At 42.1% G+C, this 24,949-nt stretch carries 25 protein-coding genes; 8 read left to right on the top strand and 17 right to left on the bottom strand.

Features of this window, described 5'->3' with window-relative positions; genetic code table 11:
• Positions 1 to 97: 97 nt before the first annotated feature.
• Entirely contained in the window at positions 98 to 535 is a 438-nt protein-coding gene (locus AM500_RS16040) for a DUF1885 family protein (RefSeq protein ID WP_197282602.1), read from the top strand.
• Between the two features lie 938 nt (positions 536 to 1,473).
• Entirely contained in the window at positions 1,474 to 1,857 is a 384-nt protein-coding gene (locus AM500_RS16045; protein ID WP_053600109.1) for a hypothetical protein, read from the top strand.
• A 378-nt stretch (positions 1,858 to 2,235) separates the two neighbouring features.
• On the opposite strand, the gene lpdA is transcribed toward AM500_RS16045, so the two are convergent.
• The 5 genes from lpdA to AM500_RS16070 all read right to left on the bottom strand — a co-directional run bounded on the left by lpdA (position 2,236) and on the right by AM500_RS16070 (position 8,384).
• On the bottom strand, positions 2,236 to 3,645 hold the full coding sequence (gene lpdA / locus AM500_RS16050) for a dihydrolipoyl dehydrogenase (RefSeq protein WP_053600110.1): 1,410 nt from the start codon (positions 3,643 to 3,645) through the stop codon (positions 2,236 to 2,238).
• A gap of 3 nt (positions 3,646 to 3,648) precedes the next feature.
• Positions 3,649 to 5,010: a dihydrolipoamide acetyltransferase family protein gene (locus AM500_RS16055; RefSeq protein ID WP_053600111.1), complete on the bottom strand. Its 1,362-nt coding sequence runs from the start codon at positions 5,008 to 5,010 to the stop codon at positions 3,649 to 3,651.
• Between the two features lie 100 nt (positions 5,011 to 5,110).
• A complete protein-coding gene (locus tag AM500_RS16060) occupies positions 5,111 to 6,088 on the bottom strand; it encodes an alpha-ketoacid dehydrogenase subunit beta (protein WP_053600112.1) in 978 nt (325 codons plus the stop codon).
• 3 nt (positions 6,089 to 6,091) lie between these two features.
• Positions 6,092 to 7,207 carry a pyruvate dehydrogenase (acetyl-transferring) E1 component subunit alpha gene (gene pdhA / locus AM500_RS16065; RefSeq protein ID WP_053600113.1) on the bottom strand — a complete coding sequence of 372 codons (1,116 nt, stop codon included), beginning with the start codon at positions 7,205 to 7,207 and terminating at the stop codon, positions 6,092 to 6,094.
• Positions 7,208 to 7,709: 502 nt separating this feature from the next.
• Entirely contained in the window at positions 7,710 to 8,384 is a 675-nt protein-coding gene (locus AM500_RS16070; RefSeq protein ID WP_053600114.1) for a YkyA family protein, read from the bottom strand.
• A 213-nt stretch (positions 8,385 to 8,597) separates the two neighbouring features.
• Here AM500_RS16070 and AM500_RS25100 point away from each other — a divergent pair, with 213 nt between their 5' ends.
• The 4 genes from AM500_RS25100 (at position 8,598) to rnjA (ending at position 12,167) form a co-directional block, all read left to right on the top strand.
• The gene (locus AM500_RS25100; protein WP_082347253.1) at positions 8,598 to 8,729 is read left to right on the top strand and encodes a YjcZ family sporulation protein; all 132 of its coding nucleotides are present in this window, start codon (positions 8,598 to 8,600) and stop codon (positions 8,727 to 8,729) included.
• Between the two features lie 407 nt (positions 8,730 to 9,136).
• A complete protein-coding gene (def, locus tag AM500_RS16075; RefSeq protein ID WP_053600115.1) occupies positions 9,137 to 9,691 on the top strand; it encodes a peptide deformylase in 555 nt (184 codons plus the stop codon).
• 592 nt (positions 9,692 to 10,283) lie between these two features.
• The gene (locus tag AM500_RS16080) at positions 10,284 to 10,493 is read left to right on the top strand and encodes a DNA-dependent RNA polymerase subunit epsilon (RefSeq protein WP_053600116.1); all 210 of its coding nucleotides are present in this window, start codon (positions 10,284 to 10,286) and stop codon (positions 10,491 to 10,493) included.
• A 6-nt stretch (positions 10,494 to 10,499) separates the two neighbouring features.
• A complete protein-coding gene (gene rnjA, locus AM500_RS16085) occupies positions 10,500 to 12,167 on the top strand; it encodes a ribonuclease J1 (RefSeq protein WP_053600117.1) in 1,668 nt (555 codons plus the stop codon).
• A 91-nt stretch (positions 12,168 to 12,258) separates the two neighbouring features.
• On the opposite strand, the gene AM500_RS16090 is transcribed toward rnjA, so the two are convergent.
• From AM500_RS16090 to AM500_RS16140, 11 genes are all read right to left on the bottom strand, one after another.
• A complete protein-coding gene (locus AM500_RS16090) occupies positions 12,259 to 12,918 on the bottom strand; it encodes a potassium channel family protein (protein WP_053600118.1) in 660 nt (219 codons plus the stop codon).
• Positions 12,919 to 13,029: 111 nt separating this feature from the next.
• A complete protein-coding gene (locus AM500_RS16095) occupies positions 13,030 to 13,959 on the bottom strand; it encodes a DUF4349 domain-containing protein (RefSeq protein WP_053600119.1) in 930 nt (309 codons plus the stop codon).
• Positions 13,960 to 14,188: 229 nt separating this feature from the next.
• A complete protein-coding gene (locus tag AM500_RS16100; protein ID WP_053600120.1) occupies positions 14,189 to 14,644 on the bottom strand; it encodes a TlpA family protein disulfide reductase in 456 nt (151 codons plus the stop codon).
• A 106-nt stretch (positions 14,645 to 14,750) separates the two neighbouring features.
• Positions 14,751 to 15,293 (bottom strand): peroxiredoxin, encoded by a 543-nt coding sequence (locus tag AM500_RS16105; protein ID WP_053600121.1) that lies wholly within the window; start codon positions 15,291 to 15,293, stop codon positions 14,751 to 14,753.
• Positions 15,294 to 15,481: 188 nt separating this feature from the next.
• Positions 15,482 to 16,603 (bottom strand): N-acetyldiaminopimelate deacetylase, encoded by a 1,122-nt coding sequence (locus AM500_RS16110; protein WP_053600122.1) that lies wholly within the window; start codon positions 16,601 to 16,603, stop codon positions 15,482 to 15,484.
• Between the two features lie 177 nt (positions 16,604 to 16,780).
• Entirely contained in the window at positions 16,781 to 17,491 is a 711-nt protein-coding gene (gene dapD / locus AM500_RS16115; protein WP_053600123.1) for a 2,3,4,5-tetrahydropyridine-2,6-dicarboxylate N-acetyltransferase, read from the bottom strand.
• Between the two features lie 74 nt (positions 17,492 to 17,565).
• Positions 17,566 to 18,447 carry a transcriptional regulator CcpC gene (locus AM500_RS16120; protein ID WP_053600124.1) on the bottom strand — a complete coding sequence of 294 codons (882 nt, stop codon included), beginning with the start codon at positions 18,445 to 18,447 and terminating at the stop codon, positions 17,566 to 17,568.
• Between the two features lie 82 nt (positions 18,448 to 18,529).
• The gene (locus AM500_RS16125; protein ID WP_082347422.1) at positions 18,530 to 19,969 is read right to left on the bottom strand and encodes an MDR family MFS transporter; all 1,440 of its coding nucleotides are present in this window, start codon (positions 19,967 to 19,969) and stop codon (positions 18,530 to 18,532) included.
• Positions 19,970 to 20,114: 145 nt separating this feature from the next.
• A complete protein-coding gene (cbpB, locus tag AM500_RS16130; protein ID WP_043933502.1) occupies positions 20,115 to 20,567 on the bottom strand; it encodes a cyclic-di-AMP-binding protein CbpB in 453 nt (150 codons plus the stop codon).
• A 209-nt stretch (positions 20,568 to 20,776) separates the two neighbouring features.
• Complete coding sequence (locus AM500_RS16135; protein WP_043933503.1) at positions 20,777 to 21,013, bottom strand: YkuJ family protein; 237 nt, start codon at positions 21,011 to 21,013, stop codon at positions 20,777 to 20,779.
• A 236-nt stretch (positions 21,014 to 21,249) separates the two neighbouring features.
• Complete coding sequence (locus tag AM500_RS16140) at positions 21,250 to 21,960, bottom strand: DUF3993 domain-containing protein (RefSeq protein ID WP_053600126.1); 711 nt, start codon at positions 21,958 to 21,960, stop codon at positions 21,250 to 21,252.
• Positions 21,961 to 22,208: 248 nt separating this feature from the next.
• Between AM500_RS16140 and AM500_RS16145 the strand changes: the two genes are divergently transcribed.
• Positions 22,209 to 23,006, top strand: a complete 798-nt coding sequence (locus AM500_RS16145; protein WP_156319830.1) for a C39 family peptidase — start codon at positions 22,209 to 22,211, stop codon at positions 23,004 to 23,006.
• 114 nt (positions 23,007 to 23,120) lie between these two features.
• On the opposite strand, the gene fadH is transcribed toward AM500_RS16145, so the two are convergent.
• Positions 23,121 to 23,876 (bottom strand): 2,4-dienoyl-CoA reductase, encoded by a 756-nt coding sequence (gene fadH / locus AM500_RS16150; protein WP_053600127.1) that lies wholly within the window; start codon positions 23,874 to 23,876, stop codon positions 23,121 to 23,123.
• 184 nt (positions 23,877 to 24,060) lie between these two features.
• On the opposite strand from fadH, the gene AM500_RS16155 reads away from it, so the two are divergent.
• The gene (locus AM500_RS16155; RefSeq protein ID WP_053600128.1) at positions 24,061 to 24,930 is read left to right on the top strand and encodes a metallophosphoesterase; all 870 of its coding nucleotides are present in this window, start codon (positions 24,061 to 24,063) and stop codon (positions 24,928 to 24,930) included.
• Positions 24,931 to 24,949: the final 19 nt, after the last annotated feature.

Raw genomic sequence — 24,949 nt, forward strand, 5'->3', positions numbered from 1 at the left:
GTATAAACCCTTTTTATTCTTTTAACGTTGTTCAAAATTTTTAAACAATGCTACAATGTAGGGGAACAGAAATATCGGATTACAAGGGGGAATGGTGATGGCTGAGAATGCGTATATTAAACTTGTGCCTTCATCTGCTAAACTATCAATAACATTAGATGAATTGAAGGAATACTTCCATTACTACAAAGAAATTACCTCTAAAACAGGTAAACAAGTTAATTGGGAATATGGAGAAACAGCATTTCCCTATGAGCTTAAGGAAACATCTGAAGGCAAGGGCCAGTGGTTTTATCTTTCTTCAGCCAACCCTGAATTATATTATGCCATTATCCTTGGGGTAGGACAGGAAGCAGTGGAAGCCGATGATGGGACAATCGCGCTTCAGCAATACATACAAGTAACCTTGCCGGAAGGCGCAACCGCTGGGGACAAAGGAAAAGCAAATGAGTTCTGCAAATTCCTTGCTAAAAAACTCCAGGCAGAACTGCACTTATTCAATGGAAGAATCATGTATTATAATCCAAGAAAATAATTTGGACATTAAAGTGTGTCGCACCCTCTTTCGGGTGCTTTTTTTGTTTATATTTAGCTTTGGCAAACTAGACTGTTGATTTCCGTTACAGAAAGGAAACTCCTGAGAATTTTCATCGCAGTGACACAAGGAAAAGCAACCCTAAATTAACATCGCACAGACAGGCGGCTCTTTGCCTGGCTCAAGGCGTTTCGCTTTCCGTGGGGCTGGCGGTGAGCGTGTCTAGCTGCTCCCACAGGACGCTGAATAATCGTCACTAAAAAACACCGCAGGAGAAAATGCGCCCTTTGCATTTTCGAACGAGTCTTCAGCCTTCCGCTCCAATCAACACTGCTATAAAATCAACAATATCCAACTAATAACACAGCTAATTATTTAATTCTGCTTGAGGCATTTTGTTTATCCAGCTTTTAACATCCAGCTCAACTAGGATATCAGCCCACCTTTACCCGCACAAAAAAATTATCCCTTCCTCCTCCCCATCAGTAACCCATTTTTAATGAAGCCAGGACATTGTGAAATGAAACAATGCATATAATCCAAGACTGAGGGATGTTACAACTATAGTCTTTACCCAAGAGTTAACCAATCTCTTGCAGATAGTCATACCTAAATTTAAAAAGACAAGGAACATAAGAAAGTTATAAAGTGGATGGTCATGTTTTGAAAGCCATTCGGTTAATGTATATCCGCTCCATACCATAAATTGGAGGACCAATGCTACGTATATTTTCATCGGATCACCAGCCTGTAATAATCAAGCAAGCGAAAGGCGCTTCCTTATTGGATTATATGCAGGTGTATCCTTGTCTATTTTTCATTTCTGTAACATTTAGATGACAACCAAAGTTTGTAAAAATTACTGTGATAAAATAAGGGCGATGTAAGAGAAATATTCATACGGGGGTAAATTCCGGAAAGAAAATGGAGGCAAATTGATGAAGGCTTTTCCTCTTTATATACTTGTTTTAGTCCTAGTAGTCACATCATCCTGCAGCAGAGACAATCATGATAAACTACCCCTGGATAAAAATATCAAACAGGTTATATTCTTTTCGGAAGAGAATCAGTATGAACATGAAGCGGCGTACTATGACGCCTTAATTGAACTAAAAAAGGAATATCCAAATGAAATGGAAAACCTTATGGTTCTCTCCGAAAAGGAATACTTTGATGATTTCGATATTCCTTCAGGCCCGGCGCTGATTGTTATTTATAAAGAAGAAATTATGGTAAAGATAAATGGAGACGTGTCAAAAGATCAAATTTTCAAACCAGTATCCCAGGCATTTTCTACCTCCAAACCTTTAAAAGCAAATTAAAGCCCTTCCCACAGCGGGAAGGGCTTTATCTATAATATTTGTGCTTTAGCACCCGGTGACCAGGCCATACGGCGCTGAACGGGAGCTTCCGCTTTTCTCTCTGTCCAGCTGCAGCTCCCAACGCCTAGTGTCCTTCGGTCCTCTCACTACGATAAGTCAACATCGAATCGCCCTTAAGGGGCTCTTCGTGTTTCCTTTATCTCATGTCGAGGCCCTCCAGGCCATACGGCGCTGAACGGGAGCTTCCGCTTTTCTTTGTCTAGCTGCAGCGCCTAGCCCCTCGAGCGTTTCAGTCCCTCAGTGGAAGTCAAAGAACGACTTCCTCTTCAGGCCCTCCAACGCTTGTCGGGGCTAACCAAGGCGCCTCCGCTTTTCTTATTACTTCATGATGTGGATTGGGTTACCTAGTGCAACTTCTGCAGTTTCCATTGTAATTTCACCAAGTGTTGGATGCGCATGAATTGTCATGGCAACATCTTCAGCTGTCATCCCGCCTTCAATAGCAAGACCAAGCTCAGAAATCATGTCTGATGCACCTGCACCCGCAATTTGGCCACCAATTAGCAAACCATCTTCCTTACGGGTGATAAGCTTCATAAATCCGTCTGACTCGTTAAGAGAAAGAGCACGGCCGTTAGCTGCAAATGGGAACTTGGCTGCAACGACTTCAATACCCTCTTCTTTTGCTTGCTGCTCTGTGTATCCAACAGAAGCCAATTCAGGATCTGAGAACACAACGGCAGGAATTGCAAGGTAATCAATTTCAGAAGGATGGCCAGCAATCGCTTCAGCTGCAATTTTAGCCTCATAAGAAGCTTTATGTGCCAGCGGAGGACCTGCAACAACATCACCAATAGCGTAAATGTTGCTTACACTAGTGCGGCATTGCTTATCAATCTTGATAACTCCGCGATCAGTCATTTCGACTCCAGCTTGTTCAAGTCCAATTTCATCCGTATTAGGACGGCGGCCAACCATAACGAATACATAATCAGCATCAATTTTCTTTTCTTCGCCTTTTACTTCATATGTTACAGTTACGCCATCTTCTCTTTCTTCTACACCTTTAGCAAGTGCTTTAGTAACAACCTCAGCACCTTTTTTCTTAAGGTTCTTCTTAACTAATGCAGACATTTGCTTTTCAAATCCATTGAGGATTTCGTCCGCACCTTCAAGAATGGTTACTTTCGTTCCAAAGGCAGCGTAAGCACCGCCAAGTTCAGTACCGATATAACCACCACCGATTACAACAATGCTCTTAGGAAGTTCCTGAAGGTTTAGAGCGCCTGTTGAATCGAGAACACGTTTAGAGTATTTGAACGCTGGAATCTCGATTGGACGGGATCCTGTAGCGACAATAGCATTTTTAAAAGTATAAGTTTGAGATGACTTTTCGTCCATGACTTTAAGTGTATTGGCATCTACAAAGTATGCTTCACCATACACAACATCTATTTTATTTCCTTTTAATAATCCCGCAACTCCACCTGTCAACTTCTTCACAACGCCCGCTTTGAACTCTTGTACCTTTGAGAAATCCAAAGTGACATTTTCAGCTTTAACACCCATATCTTCTGAATTTTTCGCATGTTCATAACGGTGTCCCGCAGAAATTAGAGCTTTAGAAGGAATACAGCCGACGTTTAGGCAAACACCGCCAACAGTCCCTTTTTCAACAACCGTTACTTTTTGGCCAAGCTGTGCGGCACGGATGGCGGCAACATATCCGCCAGGGCCCGCGCCGATTACTATTGTATCTGTTTCAATTGGAAAATCTCCTACTACCATGTTTTACCCCTCCATTAACAAGAGTTCTGGATCGTTCAATAAACGCTTGATGTGGTTCAATGCATTTTGTGCAGTTGCACCATCAATCATCCTGTGGTCAAAGCTTAGCGACAATGCAAGTACACGCGCAGGTACAATTTCACCATTTCTTACTATTGGTTTCTCCGCAATTCGGCCTACACCAAGGATTGCTACTTCCGGATGGTTGATTACTGGAGTAAACCATTGGCCTCCAGCAGATCCGATATTTGAAATTGTACAAGAAGCACCTTTCATTTCGTTCGGTGCAAGTTTGCCATCACGTGCTTTTCCTGCAAGCTCATTAATTTCATTAGAGATGGAGAAGACTGACTTGCGGTCCGCATCTTTAACTACTGGCACCAACAAACCTTTTTCAGTATCTGCTGCAATACCAATATTGTAGTAATGCTTATGAATTATTTCACTGGTTTCATCATCTAATGATGTATTCAACGCAGGGAATTCACGCAATGCACTTGTCAAAGCCTTAACGATATAAGGCAAGAATGTGAGCTTAATGCCTTTTTGGGCAGCTACTTCTTTGAACTTTTTACGATGATCCCAAAGCTTCGAAACATCAACTTCATCCATAAGAGTAACGTGTGGTGCAGTATGTTTCGAATTAACCATTGCTTTTGCAATAGCCTTTCTAATTCCGCTCATTTTTTCCCTTGTTTCAGGGTACTGTCCTTCTGGAACAACTGTAGCTGCCGCTTTAGTTTCTTCTTTTGCTTCAGCAGCTTGGGCAGCAGGTGCTGCTTGTGCAGGAGCTTGGGAAGCCTGGCCGCCTGCAAGGAAAGTATCGATATCGCCTTTCAGAACTCGGCCGTTGTTTCCAGTACCAGCTACCATACGGATATCCACGCCTTTTTCACGAGCGTATTTCCGTACAGAAGGCATTGCAATTATCCTGCGGTCAGGGTCAACTTCAACCTGTGGAGTTGCCGCTGCGCCAGCGCCTGTTGCGCCAGTTGCCTCAGGAGTCTTAGCCTCTTCTTTTTTAATATCCTGTCCTGCTTCAAGAGTGGATTGGACCTGAGCTTCTGTTTTCTCCTGTGCAGGAGCTTCATCAGTCTCGTCACCTTTGAATGACATATTTTCATATCCAGGTGCATCAAAAGTTATTAGTACTTGTCCAACAGTTGCAACTGTACCTTCACCGACCATTACATCAAGTACAGTTCCTTCTACTGGAGACGGAATTTCAACAACAGCTTTATCGTTTTGTACTTCACAAAGAACATCGTCTTCCTGTACTTTATCGCCTGGCTTTACAAACCATTTGACGATTTCTCCTTCATGAATGCCTTCACCGATGTCAGGCATTTTGAATTGGAATGACATGAATTCACCCTCCTAAAATTTTCGCAAGCCTGCCGCCACAATCAAGGGCAGCCCTAACAGAAGCGGTCAGGCCTGCATAAAACGCGGTATTTTCCTCAATTTAGAATGAAAGAACCTTTTTGGCTGTTTCGATAATATCTTTATAATTTGGAAGCCATACTGCTTCTGCTTGCGGGAATGGGAATACTGTATCAGGTGCTGCAACACGCAATACAGGTGCTTCAAGGCTAAGGATTGCACGGTCGTTGATTTCCGCGACTACCTGAGCTGCAACACCAGCCTGCTTTTGAGCTTCCTGGACAACAATCACACGGCCTGTCTTCTCAACCGATGCAATGATTGTTTCAATGTCAATTGGCCAAACAGTACGAAGATCGATAACTTCAGCAGATTGGCCTTCTTTTTCAAGCTCTTCTGCAGCCTTCAATGACTCATGAACCATTGCACCATAGGTTACAATAGTTATGTCTTTACCTTCACGCTTTATATCGGCTTTCCCTAGTGGAATTGTGTACTCCTCTTCAGGAACCTCCTGGCGGAAAGAGCGGTATAACTTCATATGCTCCAAGAAAATGACTGTATCATTATCACGGATAGATGAAATCAATAGACCTTTTGCATCATAGGGAGTTGAAGGGATAACAACTTTAACACCTGGTGTTTGAGCCATCAACCCTTCAAGGCTATCTGCGTGCATATCTGGAGTATGTACTCCACCACCAAAAGGAGAACGGATTGTTACAGGTGAAGTGTAACGGCCTCCTGAACGGTACCGCATACGCGCCAATTGGCCGGCAATTGAATCCATGACTTCGAAAACAAACCCGAAGAACTGGATTTCTGGAACGGGACGGTATCCTTGTAAAGCAAGGCCGACAGCCAGGCCGCCAATACCTGATTCCGCAAGCGGAGTGTCAAAAACGCGGTCTTCGCCAAATTCGGCATGAAGGCCTTCCGTCGCACGGAATACACCGCCGTTTACGCCCACATCCTCACCGAATACTAATACATTCGGATCATTACGCAATTCTGTGCGCAATGCATCAGTAATTGCTTGAATCATTGTCATTTGCGCCATGGCTTATTTCGACTCCTTTGCTTTGTAAACTTCATATTGTTCTTTTAGATAATGAGGCATCTCATCAAACATAATTGACATTAGGTCTGTAACTTTTTGCTTTGGTGCCGCATCAGCTTTCTTGATTGCCTCTTTAATATCTTCTTTAGCCTTTTCAATTACTTCAGTTTCCTTCTCTTCGCTCCAGATTCCTTTCTTTTCAAGGAATGTACGGAAACGGACAAGAGGATCTTTCTTTTCCCACTCATTATCAAGGTCTTTTGTACGGTACCTTGTTGGGTCGTCGCCTGCCATGGTATGTGGACCATAACGGTACGTAATTGTTTCAATCAGGGTTGGGCCTTCACCGTTAACCGCACGGTCACGCGCATCACGTGTAGCCTTGTATACAGCAAGTGGATCCATACCGTCGACAACTACGCCAGGAATTCCAGCCGCCACTGCCTTTTGAGCAAGTGTTTTAGCAGCTGTTTGCTTTTCACGCGGTGTTGAAATCGCGAATTGGTTATTTTGGATAACAAAGATTGCTGGAGATTTAAATGCACCTGCAAAGTTGATGCCTTCATAGAAATCACCCTGCGAAGTACCGCCATCACCTGTATACGTAATCGCAACTGATTTTTGTCCACGCTTCTGCATGCCAAGTGCAACACCTGCTGTTTGTACATACTGGGCACCAATGATAATTTGTGGATGAAGCACGTTTACGCCTTCAGGAACGTTCATGCCTTCGAAATGGCCACGGGACCATAGGAATGCTTGGTAAAGTGGTAAACCATGCCAAACAATCTGAGGAACATCGCGATACCCAGGAAGGATAAAGTCTTCTTTTTCAAGGGCAAATTGTGAAGCAAGCTGGGAAGCTTCCTGTCCCGCTGTTGGTGCATAGAAACCCAGGCGGCCCTGGCGGTTTAGGGAAATGGAACGTTGATCAAGGATACGTGTATAAACCATACGGCGCATTAATTCCTGGAGCTGTTCATCGCTCAGGTCAGGCATTGCCGCTTCATTAACAACTTCTCCTTCTTCATTAAGGATTTGAAGTGTTTCGAATTGCTGCTCTACTGATTCGAGCGTTTTTTTGGCATCGAATTGGGCATTCTTAGTTTTAGAAGCCATCTTGGTCACCTTTCCTTTCTTTGTTTAAAAATATAATGTCCAAATTAGTTTTTTGATTTCGAGTAATCGTTATTTAATGGGAATTAAAATACTTGCTTATGATACCCATAAAATCAATTTAAAGACGTCTTTCCGTCATATTTAGAAAAAATCTGACAGAAGCCCTATACTGGTACAATTTTAAGGGCTTTCGCACACTTCTTTATGTAGTGTTCCACATTCTTGTACCCGAAAAACACAAATTTGGATATTGGCAAGCTTCGGATTCTGTACCAGTCTAGAACCCCCATCACATTGATACAACTCTTACCTGCAAATCGAGTGTACAACATATTCAATAAACCCGTCAATCATATTGCTTCACAAATTTGTAACTATATCAATATTGGAATATAATTTCGCTTTTCCTCAAACTGTACCATTGGTAACCATACACCTGTTTCACTTTGTATGCATAAAAAATTATACTAAAAAAAGAAGACAGCCAGTAACCCCGGCTGTCTTAAGATTCGTTTTTACCATCAAGACCCGCTAATTTAAAGAAAGCTAGCTTTTCTTGGTTGTATTTTTCCGTCAATTCATTGAATTGCTTATTGGCTTCCAAAACGTTTGTATATGACCCGTTCACCGAGGTAATCTGGCCTTCAAGATCCTTAAGGTTGACATCCTTGGTTTTGAGTAAAGTATACAGCTTTTGGTCATTTTCAATAGCAATCATATATTCTTTGTACAGCTTTTCATGCGCCAAATATCTTTTCTCCATTGTCGCAACGAGCAATTCTGCTTTTTCTTTTAATTTCGGATCTTTTATTTCCTTCAGATGATCTGCTGCTGCACCAAACTGTTTGCGGGATTCGTCAAGGCTTTCCTTTTCGAGAGCTATATGTTCTTTCCTTTTATCCACAAGCTTTAACGCCTCATTGGACAGCTTCTCCACTTGGTCGAATTCCTTCTGTCCCATTTCCACTATTTGATCAAAAAGCTCTTTTTCCTTCTTTTCCAGCTCAACTAAAGGTCCCTGTTGCTCCTCAAACTTTTTCTCGGCAGCAACGGCCTTTTCCATAACATCATAGATTTGTTCAGCAGGAGATTTTTGGCCAAGGCATCCAGCCAGCAAAACTAAAGGAAGAACCAGGCAGAAAACAATCCGCAAGAATTTCAGTGAGGAAAATTTCACGTTAATACCCTCCTATCATAACACTTATACTATATCGGTACTTGCCGTTTTTGACAACTTCCGTCGATTCAGCTTGTCCGTATTAAAGATATTCGGGGCTAGAAGAATGTATGTCTGGGCATCGGCCCAAACTTTTATTCTGTTTCTGCATAGGCTGTAATAATCCCCCGGGGCTTTTGTCCATGGGAGGCAAATTTATGAGGAGGGGCTTGAATGTACGGTTATTATGGGCATTGTGGATACGGATATCCGGGCGCAGTTGGCGGAGTTGGCTTTGGCAGAGGCTTCGCATTGATTGTAGTCCTGTTCATCCTGCTGATTATCGTGGGTTGCGCCTGGCTATAATAGAATGCGGAAGCGCCTCGGTCATCGCCGTACAAAATGGAGGGGCTTCGACTGAGATAAAGTGAAACTTCCATCAGCGATTTTTGCTGATGGTTAGTTGAACGAATCGGACCTTTAGGATCAGTTGCCGACGGAGGAGGCTTACTGAGCCTTAAGAGTGGGATAAAGGAATCACGAAGAGCGTTAGCGCATTCGTGCATGACTTATCGCAGGGAGGAGACCTGAAGTTTGCGCACGCGTAGGCGATGTAGCTAAACTATAAAGAAGAGAGGGTGCTTGCCTTCTCTTTTTCTTATTCCCATTTAAATTAACTTTTTAAAGAATCTTTGATAGACTTAGGTAAGAACAGCTTTCCCGGTTCTCCGGAACGCGTACTTAAAAGCAATTGGTTTACAGGAGTGAAAAATATGATAACAATGGAAGATATCATCCGTGATGGACATCCTTCCTTAAGGTTACCCGCAGAGGAAGTAGCAATGCCGCCAAGTGAGGATGAAAAACGAATTCTTGCAAGCATGCTTGAATACGTTATTAATAGCCAAAATCCGGAAATCGCTGAAAAATATAGCCTGAGGCCAGGTATTGGTTTAGCTGCACCACAAATTAATGTATTAAAAAGGATGATAGCGGTTCATGCCCATGACGAAAAAGGCAATCTTCATAGTTACGCCCTTTTCAATCCGAAGATTGTCAGCCATTCCGTTGAGAAGTCATATTTGACTTCCGGAGAGGGATGTTTATCCGTGGATGAACCACACCCTGGCTTTGTCCCGCGGCACGCAAGAATTACCGTCAAGGCATTCGACTCAGATGGAAAAGAAATAAAGTTACGCCTAAAAGGAATGATTGCTGTAGTTTTCCAGCATGAAATCGACCACCTGAATGGCATTTTGTTCTATGACCACATTAACAAAAATGACCCACACAAGCCGATTGACAATGCCATTCCAATTGAAAGGTAACTCATGGGAAACTGCCGGGATCATCTGCTGGCAGTTTTTATTTTTTTAAAATATTTATATTTGACAATTTGTTAACAACTGCCAATTCCATGATTAACCATGAAAATATCATCCAAATCAACATATACTAATAGTACAAAACGGACTGAATGCCCAAAAAAACAAAAATTTGGCGACAATCTGCCTGCCCTGCTTTACTTTGGACAAGGATAGTTTAAAATATAAGGTAAGGAGATGATCCACTATGTTAAAGAAGCTAAGAAAGAAGCTTTTAAAACAGTGGAAAGAATTACTCAGAAAAAAATCCATTGCCTAATGTTTTGAGCCCTTCAAACTTGCGGAGGGCTCCTTCCTTATTGTAAATTGAAAAGCAGTAGTGAAAATTTAGCAATTGTTCCTTTATAATCCGGCTAGCACCGGAAATAAATGAAGAATAGGGAAAAACCAAATAAAATACTCGCCAATAGCTTGACCTCTGGTTTCTGGCAATGCGATGTTGAATTTAGGCTAAGTAGATGCATAACCAAGAAAAAACTATGCATTTCTATAAGAGAAAATAGACAAGTTATTTTGGAGACAGGAGCGATTTAAAATGTTATTCAAGATTTACTACCAGGAGAGTCTTAACGAGGTTCCGGTAAGGGAAAAAACTAAATCCCTCTATATCGAGGGAGATTCTGAAAGAGATGTCAGGAAGAAGATTTCCGACCGGGGCTATAACATTGAATTTGTACAATCTGTAACCGGTGCCCACCTGGAGTACGAAAAACAAAAAGAAGACTTTAATGTATTGGAGATTTGATAATTTATGAAATTTGTTAAGAATGACCAAACCGCTGTTTTCGCACTTGGCGGGCTTGGCGAGATTGGGAAAAATACGTATGCTGTACAGTTTCAGGATGAGATTATCGTTATTGATGCCGGAGTTAAGTTTCCGGAAGACGAATTACTTGGAATTGACTATGTTATACCTGATTACTCCTATCTTGTAAAAAATGAAGATAAAATAAAAGGCCTATTCATTACCCATGGACATGAGGATCACATCGGCGGTATTCCTTACCTTTTAAAAGAGGTCAACATTCCGATATACGGTGGTAAACTTGCACTCGGACTTATTAGAAATAAGCTGGAAGAGCATGGATTATTAAGAACCGCCAAACTTATTGAAATCAAGGAAGACGACATTATTAAATTCAGGAAAACTTCTGTTACGTTCTTTAGAACAACACACAGCATTCCGGATTCTTATGGTATAGTTGTTAAAACTCCGAATGGACAAGTTGTCCATACCGGAGATTTCAAGTTTGATTTCACTCCTGTTGGTGAGCCAGCGAACTTGACAAAAATGGCTGAAATTGGCAAAGAAGGCGTACTATGCCTCCTTTCTGATAGTACCAACAGTGAAATACCTGACTTTACCATGTCCGAGCGCAAAGTTGGCGAAAGCATTGATGATATCTTTATGAAGGTAGACGGAAGGATCATTTTCGCTACATTTGCTTCAAATATCCACAGGCTGCAGCAGGTTGTAGAAGCGGCAGTCGCCAACGGCCGAAAAGTTGCAGTATTCGGCAGAAGCATGGAAGCCGCTATTAATATTGGACAAGAGCTTGGCTATATTCGCGCACCTAAGGAGACTTTTATTGATGCTCAGACCATCAACAAGCTCCCTGCCAATAAAGTAACCATTTTGTGTACCGGAAGCCAGGGCGAACCGATGGCAGCTCTTTCAAGAATTGCAAATGGTACACACAGGCAAATTCAAATTATCCCTGGGGATACGGTTGTGTTCTCGTCTTCACCAATTCCTGGTAATACAATCAGTGTAAGCCGCACAATCAATATGCTTTTCCGTGCGGGTGCAGATGTCATTCACGGAAAACTCAGCAATATTCACACATCAGGTCACGGTGGACAGGAAGAGCAGAAACTAATGCTCCGCCTCATCAAGCCAAAATTCTTTATGCCGATCCACGGTGAATATAGAATGCAGCGGATGCATTCAAAGCTTGCAATTGATTGCGGTGTACCTGAAGAAAATTGCTTCATTATGGATAACGGTGAAGTGCTGGCCCTTTCCGAGGATACTGCTCAAATAGCAGGTAAAATTCCTTCCGGTTCTGTCTATATTGATGGAAGCGGCATCGGGGATATTGGAAATATTGTTCTTCGGGATAGAAGGATTCTTTCTGAAGAAGGCCTCGTAGTCGTTGTGGTCAGCATCAATATGAAGGAATTCAAGATTGTTGCTGGACCGGATCTTATCTCGAGGGGCTTCGTATATATGAGAGAATCCGGCGACTTAATCAATGATGCCCAAAGCTTGATTTCGAAGCACCTGAATAAAATCATGGAACGCAAAACCACACAGTGGTCTGAGATTAAAAATGAAATCACCGACACGCTTGGACCTTTCCTTTACGAAAAGACTAAGCGCCGTCCAATGATTTTGCCAATAATCATGGAAATTTGAGAACCGGAGTGGTAACTCTCACCGGTCACTGTTTAATTTATTGAATAGCTAATAAAAGGAGAAACCTAAATAGGCTTCTCCTTTTTTATTGTTATTCCATCTCTTTATGTCTGAACCTTTCAATATCATCATCCGATCCAATCACGATCAGTATATCCCCTAACCAAATTCTTTCGCTCGCCTGCGGGGAAACTATGATATCGGTGCCCCGTTTGATTGCAACAATATTCAAACCGTATCTGGCTCGGATATTAAGTCCGATGATTGTATTGCCCCCCAGCTTTTCATTAGCCACAATTTCCACAATACTGTGGTGATCGGATAATTCAATATAATCAAGGACATTATTCGTCGAGATTGTATTTGCAATCCGGATTCCCATATCCCGTTCAGGATGTGCAACCACATCCGCTCCAATTTTCACTAAAACCTTCTCATGATAATCGCTTAGAGCTTTCGCAGTAATATGACGCACCCCTAGTTCCTTAAGAATTAGTGTCGTCAGAATACTCGCCTGGATATTATCACCGATTGCAACGATTACATGGTCAAAATTTCTGATTCCAAGGCCTTTCAAAACCGCTTCATCCGTTGAATCTCCTACAACCGCGTGCGAAGCAATTGAAGCATATTCGTTTACTCTATCCTCGTTGTTGTCAATTGCCAGGACCTCCATCCCCAATTCAGAGAGTCTTTTGCATATACTCCCTCCGAACCTTCCCAGCCCAATGACTGCAAAATCTTTTTTCACCGAAATTCCTCCAATGCCTTGACTATCTTTCTTACATAGTACCAAAAAAAATCGATGTTGTTTACTCTTTCAGTTTCTGCAAACGGAGGAATTATAGCTGGTAAACTCAGGTTACCCTTTATCACGGAACAGCTTCTTAACACTAATAAAAAGAATAAACCCAGCTGCTGCGAGGCCGAGAATAATCGGCAAGTTCCCAAAGAAAAAAACAATGAATCCTGATATCCCCGAGAGCAGCATATTGGCACTGCTTAAGAATTGCTTCTTTGTCCTCTCCCACGTATTAAGTTCCTTTGGTGTAGTTCCACTAACGACAACTTTTGTTTCAAAAAAAGAAATGGTAATAGTAGAAAGAGAAGCCCTGTCTTTTAAGTATTTCATTTTCCCAATCAACTGCTCAATTTCCTCCTGTACAACTGCCAGATCAGAAGATATTTTTAAAAGGTCCTCTGTTCTTTCGGCTCCCTTCATAAAATCAAGGAGCCTAGCCTCTACTGCACGTTTTGATTTGAGCCTTGATTCCAGATCCACATAGTCTTCGGTTACATCATCACCCCTGACAACCCGTTCAAGTACTTCAGCTGCTTCCTTTTCGGTTTCATGAAGGAATTTTTCAAATTGTGATGCTGGGACTCGAATAGTTACTGCCCCGCTCATTCCTTCCCCGCCATCCCTGGATACCGTAGAATCAACAATAAAGCCTCCGTATTGTTTAGCTTTTGTTTCAAGGGATTGCTGTGCCTTAGCAAAGTCCTTTACTCGTAAATGAAGCTCTGCTTCGTGAATAACCATTCTGCCTTTTTGGCTCGCCACATCTCTATCTGCAGTTTCAATTCCCTCGGGTGAAGCACTATCTGTTGAATCATTAGAGGTATTATTCCGTTCTACCTCTCCTATCTCATTCCCGCTAACACCTTTTTCGCTTTTTCCACTATCTGCCCTATCCATGCCGCTCTCTGAGGTATCACTCGAGCTGCAGGACACTAAAATAGCTAGTAATAAGGAAATTAACAGAAAGAAAAACCTTTTTATCACAGCCATAAACGTCACTCTCCATGTTCATTTATTAATTAGACGTATTGGCTGGGATGTTGTGACAGTCCCATCTTGAAAGCTCCCTTTAGGTTGAAGATGGGAGAAACATGAAAAATGGTGGCTTGCCCTCCTTTATTTGCCTTATGAAGACGGGAACAGTACGAAAAATGGTGGCTTGCCCTCCTTCATTGGTCCAAAAAGAAAAAGACTAGCACCCTGGCCAGTCAATATACTTTCAGTCTGTATTTTCCATCTCATCCAGTATCCTGTTGACACGCTTTTCCAGCATTTTCATCCCGCTTCCTCCAGCCTGAAAATGGCGGAGTTTGCCTTCACGGTCAAAGACGTAATAAGCTGGTACATACTGATTCTCAAATTCCTCAGCCAGTATATGCTCGCTATCAACAAAAATCGGCTGGTTAATCCCATGTTCCCCTGCTACTTTTTTGATCTCGTCTATATTGAGATCAGCTTCGGACCTTGGCAAATGGACAGCAATAACATTTAGCTTATCCTTATAAGTGTCACGGAATTGGTTGAGCTGTGGCATTGCCACCTTACAGAGATGACAGCTAACCGACCAGAAGTGAAACACGGTTGGTTTCCCCCCCACTAGCTCTTCCCTGGTTACTTTACCATTCAGCCATTCCGTTGCCCCGGATAGCGCCGGCATTTGTTGGCGTAATTTCATCGAGATCCCCTCCATGATTGTTCACTTTTCCCAAAAAAAGACCTGCCATTCTGCAAGTTAGGTCTTGATTTGTTGCAAAGCACTGACATTTATCCTGGTCAGTGGTTTAAAGCGTTTTCTGCCCTGGTTTCCAGTTAGCGGGGCATAGGCCTCCTGTTTGAAGCGCCTGGAGTACCCTTAGTGTTTCATCTACATCACGGCCGATATTGTTATGATTTACAACTTGATACATCAGTTCTCCTTCAGGGTTAATTATGAACAAGCCTCTTAAAGCGACTCCCTCTTCTTCTATCAGAACACCATAGTCACGTGAAACAACATGGTTGGTATCTGCTGCAAGCGAATAGGTTAAATCGCCAAGTCCATTATCTTTTCGGTCAGTTTTTATCCATGCAAGGTGAGTATAGATAGTATCTGTAGAAACACCTATTACCTCTGCATCCAGATCCTCGAACTCATCATGGCAATCTGAGAGAGTGGTAATTTCCGTTGGGCAAACAAAGGTGAAGTCCATGGGATAGAAAAATAGAACTGTCCACTTTTCGTTTTTAATATTATCTTCAAGACTTACTTTTCCAAATACCTTATTCGGTAAAACGGCATCCATTTCAAAACGTGGTGCTTGTTTTCCAACCATGCGTTCTGGCATGTTCTTTCCCTCCGAATTTCAATTTAACAACGGAATAGCGTTCAAAAAGGTGTTATCATTTACTCTAACTTGATCTTAGGACAAGGCTTTCTCACAATCAAAATTACCATGTTATCCGTAAGCCTTGCATCCTCTTTAACTATCCATACCCATTCCCTACGCACACTGGAAATTTAATAAAAACTCTTTTAGTTTCCCGATTTATAGATGATATACGATTTTATCAGATCGATTGCCTTTGGAATTGCTGATTCATCCGGGGAAAGCTTCGAATGGTGTAATCCATACGGGGAATCCACTCCAAGCCAGAACATAAAGCCTGGAATATCCCTGAGCATAAACCCAAAATCCTCTCCAGTCATCGCCTCCTTGCAACGAATCACTTCAATATCTTCCGAGTTTGAAGCAAATTCATAGAAATCCAATGCCAGTGCAGGATCATTGTAAACCTGATGATACATTGAGCCGTAATCAATTACCGCTTCACATGCAAACCCCTCTTCAATCCCTCTGACCAATGATTCGATTCTTGATTTGACTGTCTTCATCGACTCAGGCGATAGTGTTCTGATGGTTCCTTCCAAACGCGCCTTGTCGGCAATCACGTTTTGGACGGTCCCTCCAGTAATCTTTCCAATCGTAATGACAGCACTGTCAAGAGGGTCAACATTCCTCGATATAACCGTCTGAAGCTGAGTAACAAGGTGACAGGCAGCCACAACCATATCATTCGCTGTATGTGGGTATGCAGCATGTCCACCCTTACCCTTTAAATCAACGAAGAGTTCCGAAGTATTCGCAAAAAGCAGGCCTTCTTTCAATGCTATTGTTCCTGCAGGATATTCAGGGGCAATATGTAAAGCAATAATCATATCTGGCAGCCACTTCTGCATCGTTTCGGATTTAAGCATTGGTTCAGCACCCCCAGGGCCTTCCTCTGCAGGCTGGAAAATAAACAAAAGATCATCATTGATAGGGTTATGAACAAAAAACTCAACCAATCCAAGGGCAATGCTCATATGAAAATCGTGTCCGCAGGCATGCATATTCCCTTCATGCACGGAAGTAAAAGGATATCCTGTGTCCTCTTTTATCGGGAGGCCATCGATATCTGTTCTGTAGCCGATTATTTTGGTTGGGTTAAGTCCTTTTACACGTACAAATAAACCGGTACGCCACTCAATGATCTCAAGCCTTTCCTGTAGAAGTGAATTTAAGAAATTTAATAAGTAAGCCTGTGTTTTAAATTCTTGAAAACCCAGCTCCGGTATTTGATGGAGTTCACGGCGGATTTTAATAAAGTGATCCATTCCTTTATATGCCTCCTAATTGTTAACAGAGAGCCAAGCTCTCTTTTTTCCCTGTATGCTTTACACTTTGATTTTAATGATCTCTATTCATTATAAAGGCAAGGCCTGAGATACAAAAGAAAGTGCGGATTGCTCCACACTTTCCTTTTCGTACCACGAAACGAAGCGTTTGCTTGATTACAGCTGGCGCAATTCGTTCATGATCTCAGTTTTTGATTTTGTTTTTTCATCAATTTCCTTGATTACTCTAGCAGGCGCACCAGCAACAAGAGTGTTTGCCGGTACATCACTGAGGACAATCGATCCCGCTGCAACAACTGCACCTTTGCCAACTGTGACACCTTCAATGACAACAGCATTGGCACCGATAACAACATCATCCTCAATTACAACAGGCTTTGCTGAAGGCGGCTCAATTACGCCTGCCAGTACGGTTCCAGCCCCAATATGGCAGTTTTTGCCGACAGTAGCCCTGCCGCCCATGATAACGCCCATATCAATCATTGTACCCTCGCCAATCACCGCACCAATATTAATGAGAGCTCCCATCATAATAACGGCATTGTCACCAATTTCAACTTGATCACGAATAACCGCGCCTGGTTCAATCCTGGCTTTAATATTTTTAGTATCCAAAAGCGGGATAGCGGAATTCCTGCGGTCACTTTCAATGACATAATCGTCAATTTTTGCCTGGTTTTGCTCGATGATTGGATTGATATCCGACCACTCACCAAAAACCACACCTGTATTACCAGTGATAAACGTTTTGGATTCTGCACCAAAGTCAAGGCCTTCGAGATCGCCTTTTATGTAAACCTTAACTGGCGTGGATTTTTTTGCATTCTGAATGAACGAAATAATTTCGTTGGCGTCCATCATTTTCATTATATACCCCTCCATTATGCATGTACTGAATCATACTTTACCAAACAGCTAGATTGAAAACAAGAAAAGCATTATCATTTTCCTTCGTTAATATGCTCGAGGACAAGTTCGGTAAAGGCTCGTACTTGCTTTAGTTCAAATGAGGATTCGTACCCTAGCAACCAGGTATCCCTTTTGATAGGCTGGTTATCTTCATTGAGTAATTCAAGCTTGAAAATATCGTCCCCTGCTCCATCAAGAGTGATTTCAGGAAGGATTGCATATCCAATCCCATTAAAGGCCATTTGCTTGCATGTTTCAATCTGGTCTACAATGACTGTCCTTTTAGGCGGCAGCTTAAATTGGCGGTGCCACCATTCCTGGATTTCCTGATAATAATTAGAATCACTTTTAAACTGGATGAATGGCCTGTCTGTCTTAAGAACTTGATCGATTGATGAAATCTCTCTGTCCACCAAGAACAGCCTATCTTCAAAAAGGTGAACCTTCTTCCCTTTCCAGTCTGGAGTCCCTCTAATGATGCCTATATGGGCCTGATGGTCATATAACGACTTGAGGATTTCACTGCTCCATCCTGTTACCAGTGATATTTTAGCCTGTGGATAACGCTCGACGAACTTTTTCAAAACCCTCGGCAGCCAATGCTGTCCAACAATTGTAGCCACTGCTATTTTAAGAGTACCGGCAACTCCGGATTCCATCGAGTGAATGGCTTCCCTGACCTTTTCCTCCTCACTGAGAACCTCGTTAACGAAACGAATGACCTCCTCTCCCTGAGGAGTAAGCGATAGCCCTTTTTGAGAACGGATAAACAGTTTTGTCCCCCACTCCTTTTCAATGGTCTGAAGACGCTGGGACAGGGCTGGCTGTGAGACAAAAAGACGTTCAGAGGCCTTTCTCATATTCATTTCCTGCGCCAGGACCGAAAGCAGGTGGAACTCTGAAAGCGACGACATCCGTTTTCCTCCATAGGTTTTTTATTATTATATCGTAAATTTCAGATTTAAACATTTCTAGAAAAAACCCAGTCCCGTGGGTTTAACCTTTCTGTTTTACCTTTATTGGTAAAAAAGCTATCAAAACCATACTGATAACAGCAAACAGCAAGACACCCAGATATACAGTATGAAGGGAAATCGTCAAGCCTTCCTGAAGTATTTCAAGGACACCTGCAGGCAAGTTTTCCCTTTCCGCTTTATCGAGGAGAATATTTGCGCTATCAAGAGTCAGACCTTCTCCTTCGTCTCCTTTGTCAGCAAGGTAAGCAGAGAAGCGGCTGTTGAGGATGCCGCCTAAAAGTGCTGCACCGATTGTATTTCCCAAATTCCTCATGAACATATTCGATGCTGTTGCAATTCCCCTCTGTTGCCAGCTTACCGTACTTTGAATCAGGACAATAAACGCTGTTGATGTTAGCCCCATTCCTAAACCTATAATGAACGACCCAGCTGCTGCCATGGCAGGGCCCGCTTCTGGCGTCATAAATGCGAAAACCGTACCACCAACAATAAGGAAGACACCACCCAGCAAGGAGGTTGTCCGATAGCCCTTCGTTAGGATCAGCCTGCCTGAAATTGAGGAAGCAATCGGCCAGCCAATAGACATGGCTGTCAAGGTAAATCCGGCAACAATGGGGGATTGTTCCATGACACCTTGTACGAACGCTGGCAAAAAACTTGAAATCCCTATCAGCATGATTCCTGTAGTTAAAGAGACACTGTTAGCTACGAGAATAGATTTTTCCTTCCAAATTGAAAATGGCATCATTGGCTCTGCTGCCCGTTTCTCCTGGATCACAAATAAGCCTAATGCCAAAATGGTCACTGCAATTAAGGACAAAGTCGGTGTGGAGGCCCATTCCCACCTAGTGCCGCCTTCCACAAGAATAAACATGAGTGCAGATATCCCAAGTGTCAAAAGAATGGCACCCATATAATCAATTTCTCGTTTCTTTTTCTCGACATTCTCTTGAAGAAAGAACCAAAGGCCAACCATAGAAAGGAGTCCAAGCGGAATATTAACCCAGAATACATAATGCCAGCTGACATATTCGACAAGCAGGCCCCCAATTGCCGGCCCCATTACAGCTGATATCCCCCAGACACTGGACAGATATCCCTGGATTTTCGCCCGTTCCTCGGTTGTGTAAATATCACCAACTATTGTTGATGCTATCGGTGTTACGGCACCTGCTCCAAAACCCTGGATCAGTCTGAATACAATCAACATTTGCATTGATTCAGCAAAACCACAAAGAATAGAACCAATCATGAAAAAGGTTAGGCCAAAGAGAATAACAGGTTTTCTCCCAAAAAGATCTGCCAATTTACCATAAATGAGTACTGTAATGGCGTTCATTAATAAATAAGCAGAAAACACCCAGCTATAAAGCGAAAAACCCCCTAAATCACCGACAATTGCCGGCATAGCAGTAGAAACGATTGTAGCTTCAACAGCACTCATAAACATGGCCAGCATGACAGAAGCAAGAACTAAAGGCCTATTCGTTTTTTTACCGTTATGTAATCCTTTATTAATGGCTTCCCACACAAAGCGCACCCCTTTAAAAGTCTCACTAAACCATCATACAATGTAAGATGGCTCCCGTTCCCGGGAGCCTATATTAGCCATGTTTTTTATTTAGTTTTTTCAAATGTCTGTTCAACTGGTTCAATACTGTACTTCGCGGAAGAATCCCTTCAAAGTACCCCTCACCAGACTCAATGCAAAGAAAAGGATGATTGATCAACAATTCAATGCACTTGTTAATTGGAACATCCATTTTTACACGAGGGACCGTAACGTTCATAACTTCTTCGACTCTTTTTCTTTCAAGCAATTCAAATTCGATCCGCTCGAGGCCAAGAATTGAATCCATAATAAGAGTCGTGCTTATCAGCCCGCGAAGCCGATAATGAGGATCTAACACCGGAACTGCGGTATACCTGCTTTTGGTAAGGACGAGTAAAGCATGTTCAAGGTTATTCCCTACCTGTACGTGAGCAGTCCTTTCTGATGGGATCATCAAATCCCTTATGTTCATTTCCAGGAATTCTCCACTATGAAGACTTATCATTTACGAATACTCCTCAAATTAGGTTTATACACTATTATATTCTAACATAAAAGATTATGTATGGGTTATTTCGAAGCGCTGATACCAAACTTAACCACCTATCATAACTGATGCTCTCCTGCATCATTTCGTGAATTATTTTTAATATGATGCTGGCGTCGGATTAGCGGTTACCAAACAGAAAAAGGAACCCTTAGGTTCCCTTGGTGTTATTGGATCAAGTCAAAAATTTCAATCGTAATCATGTCGATATTATCGAATTGATAACGTTTTGGCTTTTCCTTTTCGTTGTATACTTCCAGTTCAAAAGTTTCAGTCTTTGGGTGGAAAGTGACCTGGCACTTCCTCTCACCATTCACTTCAAAATATCGCTGGGCAGGTTCACCGCTATTCGATTGTTCCTGAAGGTTTTTTAAACGGGTAATGATCCCTTGAAGCTGTGACATGCTCTCTCTCCTTTCAAAAAACAAACAAGCCCTTGTAATTAGATTTCTCTACATAACTATTTCTATCCATACAGGGAATATCCATAATCTGCAAATAGGTTTTCTTGCTTGCCAATATTAACAGCATAAAGTAAGTGAGTGGGTATAGACAAGTAAAAACTGATGTTTTAAGAAAAAATATTGTGGAATTTAAAAAGCCGCCCTTAATTTTAAGAAGCGGCTTAAAACTGTTTTAGCTAATATCCCATTACAAGCTGCTCGTCATTTTGTTCAAATAGCGCCGTGATGCTTTCAGTCTCACCTGAGCTTATGATTGCCCCATATTGAATTAGATTTCCTATTGGGTTCATGCCCAGCTGGAATTGCAATGAGGCAGTTTCCACTTCTTTCGTGGTTTCAGCCTCCTCAGCCACCTGATTATTCGTATTTATTAATTCAACGTGAGAATCAGATTGCTCGATCACTGATTCCGGTATAGTGTCGTATAGGTATTCAGCAACTTTCCAACTGTCTCCATTCTTTACAAGAAGCAAGCCTTCATAATGGCTCTCATACCCGACAGGACCTTCATGTGTCTCTGGGAAGAATTCAAATACATAGGCTTTGTCTCCCTCAAACACAACCTCTGTTTTATCAGAGAATTGGTAATATGGAATATAATAAGGGGCAAAATCAGTTCCATAGGTAACAAATTTTCCGTTTTCTTCTGCTACGTTAATATCCCAAAATTCCTTAGCGTATTCCTCAGTAAAATATTCAGAAAGTATTTCATTAATTTCTTCCTTTGTCCGCAGTTCTTCACTTAGCGACACCTGAGCTAAAAAAGCATTTTCCAAAACCGTAAATATTTCCTCTCGGCTTGGCTTATTTTTCCCCTCAGTTGCTTGAGGATACGTAGGCATGACAATTAACAATACGGCGCAAATCACCAACAACGTCTTTTTCATCTAAACTCCCCCTGCATGAGCCCACTACTTGGCCCTTTTATTTTATCAGCTATTTCTAGGAGCTTGTCCCAAAATAATTCGTAAAATAGTTGCATGATTAGACATTCTTTATCCTATACCCTAATTGGAGGTCTATTAACCCCGTCAAAAGAATAAACGGACATTCATTCACTTGGAAAGGTGTCCCGCTTATATGGCCGGTTGGCACGGAGAATACTAATAGCAGGCTTGAAAAAAGGAGGATAAATTTGCGTAAAATTTATTTTCTAACAACTCTTTTGCTTCTTCATGGGTGTGAATCCGGTAAAAGTATTTCTGCAGTCGAAGAAACGCGTAAAGAAGTATTTACAAGCCAGACTCCGAAAGAGCAACAATATGATATGGGGAAAAGCGAGGCCAAACATGGGGAACGAATAGATCTTAGTGGACAAAAAGGAGAGGAAGTCCCCGGTGCCACTAAGCTAGATGTTGTTCAGATCAACCAAAATCCTGAGTTACGATATGGGTGCGAGGTGACCAGTCTTGCAATGGTCCTGAATTATGCAGGTGTAAAAACAGGAAAAATGGAATTGTACAGGGCAATAAGGAAAGACCATGACCCTATTGTCCGTTCAGGCAGAGATATTACCAATTGGGGAAATCCAGCAGAAGGCTTTGTAGGAGATATGACCGGCAAAAATGGTGCGGGATATGCAGTATATGACCAGCCTATTGCCGACTTAGTCAATATTTATCTGCCTGGCCGTGCTGTAAACCTGACCAATAAACCATTCGAGGACATTCTCGCTCATGTTGAAAAAGGTTATCCTGTGGTCGTCTGGACAACTGGAGACTACCGCCTCCCTGACCGTTGGGAATCATGGATGCATGCTGGCGAAAGGATCAGGACCCCTCTTGATTTGCACGCTGTAGTTCTGGTTGGTTTTGATACAGACAATGTTTATATCAATGATCCTCTCTCCGGTAAAAAGCAGCATCGAGTAAATAAAGAGCAATTCATTGCTTCCTGGAAGGCACTGAAATGCCGGGCTGTTAGCTACCATTAAAAAAATACGAACTGAAGGCAAGCCACACATTACAGCGGTTTGCCTTCAGCTCTACAAATATTTCTGATTCTACTGTTTAATTCCACTCAAAGGAATAATATTTTACAAAAAAAACTAAAAAGGGTGCTGGTTCAGCCATTGGCCGCCATCGAGGGTAATACATTCCCCATTCATATATGATGCTTGTTCAGAGAATAAAAAATGAGCCAGGCTGGCAATTTCTTCGGGCTTCCCTAGACGGCCAAGCGGCACACTTTCAATCGTCCTTTTCGCCGCTTCCTCCGATTCCCATAATTTATCTGCTCCACCTGTCCTTTCAATCGGACCTGGCGCAATCGCATTTACTCTGATGCCATATTTCTTTCCCCACTCAACGGCAAGTGTCCTGGTCATTGATAAAACCCCTGCCTTTGCCGCTGCTGAATGAATAACACCAGCCCCTGCACCCCAGGCATATGTTGCTACCATATTAATGATCCGCCCCTGAATCTTTTTTTCAATCCAGTAGGAGCCAACTTCCCTGCTGCAATAAAAAGTCCCGTTCAGGACGATATCAATAACAGACTTCCAGCCATTTGGACTTAATTTTTCTGCTGGACAAATAAAGTTGCCAGCCGCATTATTAACAAGGAAATCAATGCTGCCAAATTCATCTGCAGTTTTTTTCACCATCCGGCTGACATCCTCAATGTTCCTTACATCCATTTCTATCGTTAATACCCTACCGCCAATTTCAGCTTTGGCTTTTTCAAGTCTTTCGCTGGAACGGCCTGTTATTACAACATTCGCATCGGCCGCTGCAAACTTCTTGGCCATATACTTTCCCATGCCGCTTGAACCACCTGTTATGATAACTGTTTTTCCGTTCATGCTACTCCCCCTCATTCGTTCTCAACTAAAGAGTTTACCACAATTTGCATAATTTTTCTGAAGATTCTTTCTGGCATTTAAAAGTGGTCTCGCTTCTAATCATCAAGCTAGTTTGATAGTATAGAATAACGGAAGTTTTCCAAGCATTCCCTGCAAAAATTAGATTAACAGGTTGGTAAATGATATGAAAAAAAAACAAACTCGAAGATCGTTTCTAAAAACAATGATCGGCGGAATGCTTGCTGTAGTTGGGCTAGGTTCTGGGGGTTATTTTTATGCACGTGAAGTTGAGCCTGGATTGCTGGATATTCAATCACACGAGATCTCACACGCACTCATTCCTAAGGGCATGGATGGATTTAGAATTGTCCAGTTCAGCGATACCCATTTAGGATTCCACTACAGCTTAAAGCAGTTGGAAAAACTGGCAAGAAAAATCACGAATCTAAAACCAGATTTAATTGTTTTTAGTGGAGACCTGATGGATGATCCGAATTCATATGAATCACCAAATGAAATTATCTCCATCCTTCAAGAGCTTAAGGCGCCTGCAGGCAAATATGCGATTTTTGGAAATCATGATCACGGAGGCTACGGCACCGAATTGTATCAAGAAGTAATGGACGCATCAGGATTTACAACTCTATTAAATGAGGGAGTTTCAATTGAGAGAACGGGTGAATCGTTCTACTTGCTTGGGATCGATGATAAAATGCTTGGCAAGCCCAATATTGCGAAGCCTTTGGAAAATGTACCTAAAAACATCTACAAAATTCTTCTTTCCCACGCACCCGATGTAGCAGATGAAGCAGCTGAATTTGATATCCATCTCCAATTAAGCGGCCACAGTCATGGGGGCCAAATAAAAGTCCCCCTAATTGGGGCTCTAGTCGTACCACCGTATGCCGAAAAGTATCACGAAGGTTTTTATTTTATTGGACCGGAAGAATCACTGACACTTTACGTAAATCGCGGACTCGGAACAACCCGGCTGCCATTCAGATTTATGTCAAAGCCAGAATTGACTGTTTTTACTCTTAAAAATAAAGCATAAAAAGCCTTTATCAATAAGA

It is taken from the genome of Bacillus sp. FJAT-18017, from assembly GCF_001278805.1.
GTDB lineage: Bacteria > Bacillota > Bacilli > Bacillales > Cytobacillaceae > Bacillus_D.

Excerpts from the sequence above, each read along its gene's own strand:
- fadH (WP_053600127.1), bottom strand. The coding sequence starts at position 23,876 with ATGAACGGAAAAACAGTTATCATAACAGGTGGTTCAAGCGGCATGGGA.
- AM500_RS16060 (WP_053600112.1), bottom strand. The coding sequence starts at position 6,088 with ATGGCGCAAATGACAATGATTCAAGCAATTACTGATGCATTGCGCACA.
- AM500_RS16120 (WP_053600124.1), bottom strand. The coding sequence starts at position 18,447 with ATGTCGTCGCTTTCAGAGTTCCACCTGCTTTCGGTCCTGGCGCAGGAA.
- rnjA (WP_053600117.1), top strand. The coding sequence starts at position 10,500 with ATGAAATTTGTTAAGAATGACCAAACCGCTGTTTTCGCACTTGGCGGG.
- AM500_RS16105 (WP_053600121.1), bottom strand. The coding sequence starts at position 15,293 with ATGCCAGAACGCATGGTTGGAAAACAAGCACCACGTTTTGAAATGGAT.
- AM500_RS16080 (WP_053600116.1), top strand. The coding sequence starts at position 10,284 with ATGTTATTCAAGATTTACTACCAGGAGAGTCTTAACGAGGTTCCGGTA.
- AM500_RS16155 (WP_053600128.1), top strand. The coding sequence starts at position 24,061 with ATGAAAAAAAAACAAACTCGAAGATCGTTTCTAAAAACAATGATCGGC.
- cbpB (WP_043933502.1), bottom strand. The coding sequence starts at position 20,567 with ATGATAAGTCTTCATAGTGGAGAATTCCTGGAAATGAACATAAGGGAT.
- AM500_RS16095 (WP_053600119.1), bottom strand. The coding sequence starts at position 13,959 with ATGGCTGTGATAAAAAGGTTTTTCTTTCTGTTAATTTCCTTATTACTA.
- AM500_RS16125 (WP_082347422.1), bottom strand. The coding sequence starts at position 19,969 with ATGCTGGCCATGTTTATGAGTGCTGTTGAAGCTACAATCGTTTCTACT.
- AM500_RS16040 (WP_197282602.1), top strand. The coding sequence starts at position 98 with ATGGCTGAGAATGCGTATATTAAACTTGTGCCTTCATCTGCTAAACTA.
- AM500_RS16055 (WP_053600111.1), bottom strand. The coding sequence starts at position 5,010 with ATGTCATTCCAATTCAAAATGCCTGACATCGGTGAAGGCATTCATGAA.
- lpdA (WP_053600110.1), bottom strand. The coding sequence starts at position 3,645 with ATGGTAGTAGGAGATTTTCCAATTGAAACAGATACAATAGTAATCGGC.
- pdhA (WP_053600113.1), bottom strand. The coding sequence starts at position 7,207 with ATGGCTTCTAAAACTAAGAATGCCCAATTCGATGCCAAAAAAACGCTC.
- AM500_RS16045 (WP_053600109.1), top strand. The coding sequence starts at position 1,474 with ATGAAGGCTTTTCCTCTTTATATACTTGTTTTAGTCCTAGTAGTCACA.
- AM500_RS16100 (WP_053600120.1), bottom strand. The coding sequence starts at position 14,644 with ATGAAATTACGCCAACAAATGCCGGCGCTATCCGGGGCAACGGAATGG.
- AM500_RS25100 (WP_082347253.1), top strand. The coding sequence starts at position 8,598 with ATGTACGGTTATTATGGGCATTGTGGATACGGATATCCGGGCGCAGTT.
- AM500_RS16140 (WP_053600126.1), bottom strand. The coding sequence starts at position 21,960 with ATGAAAAAGACGTTGTTGGTGATTTGCGCCGTATTGTTAATTGTCATG.
- def (WP_053600115.1), top strand. The coding sequence starts at position 9,137 with ATGATAACAATGGAAGATATCATCCGTGATGGACATCCTTCCTTAAGG.
- dapD (WP_053600123.1), bottom strand. The coding sequence starts at position 17,491 with ATGAAAATGATGGACGCCAACGAAATTATTTCGTTCATTCAGAATGCA.
- AM500_RS16110 (WP_053600122.1), bottom strand. The coding sequence starts at position 16,603 with ATGGATCACTTTATTAAAATCCGCCGTGAACTCCATCAAATACCGGAG.
- AM500_RS16135 (WP_043933503.1), bottom strand. The coding sequence starts at position 21,013 with ATGTCACAGCTTCAAGGGATCATTACCCGTTTAAAAAACCTTCAGGAA.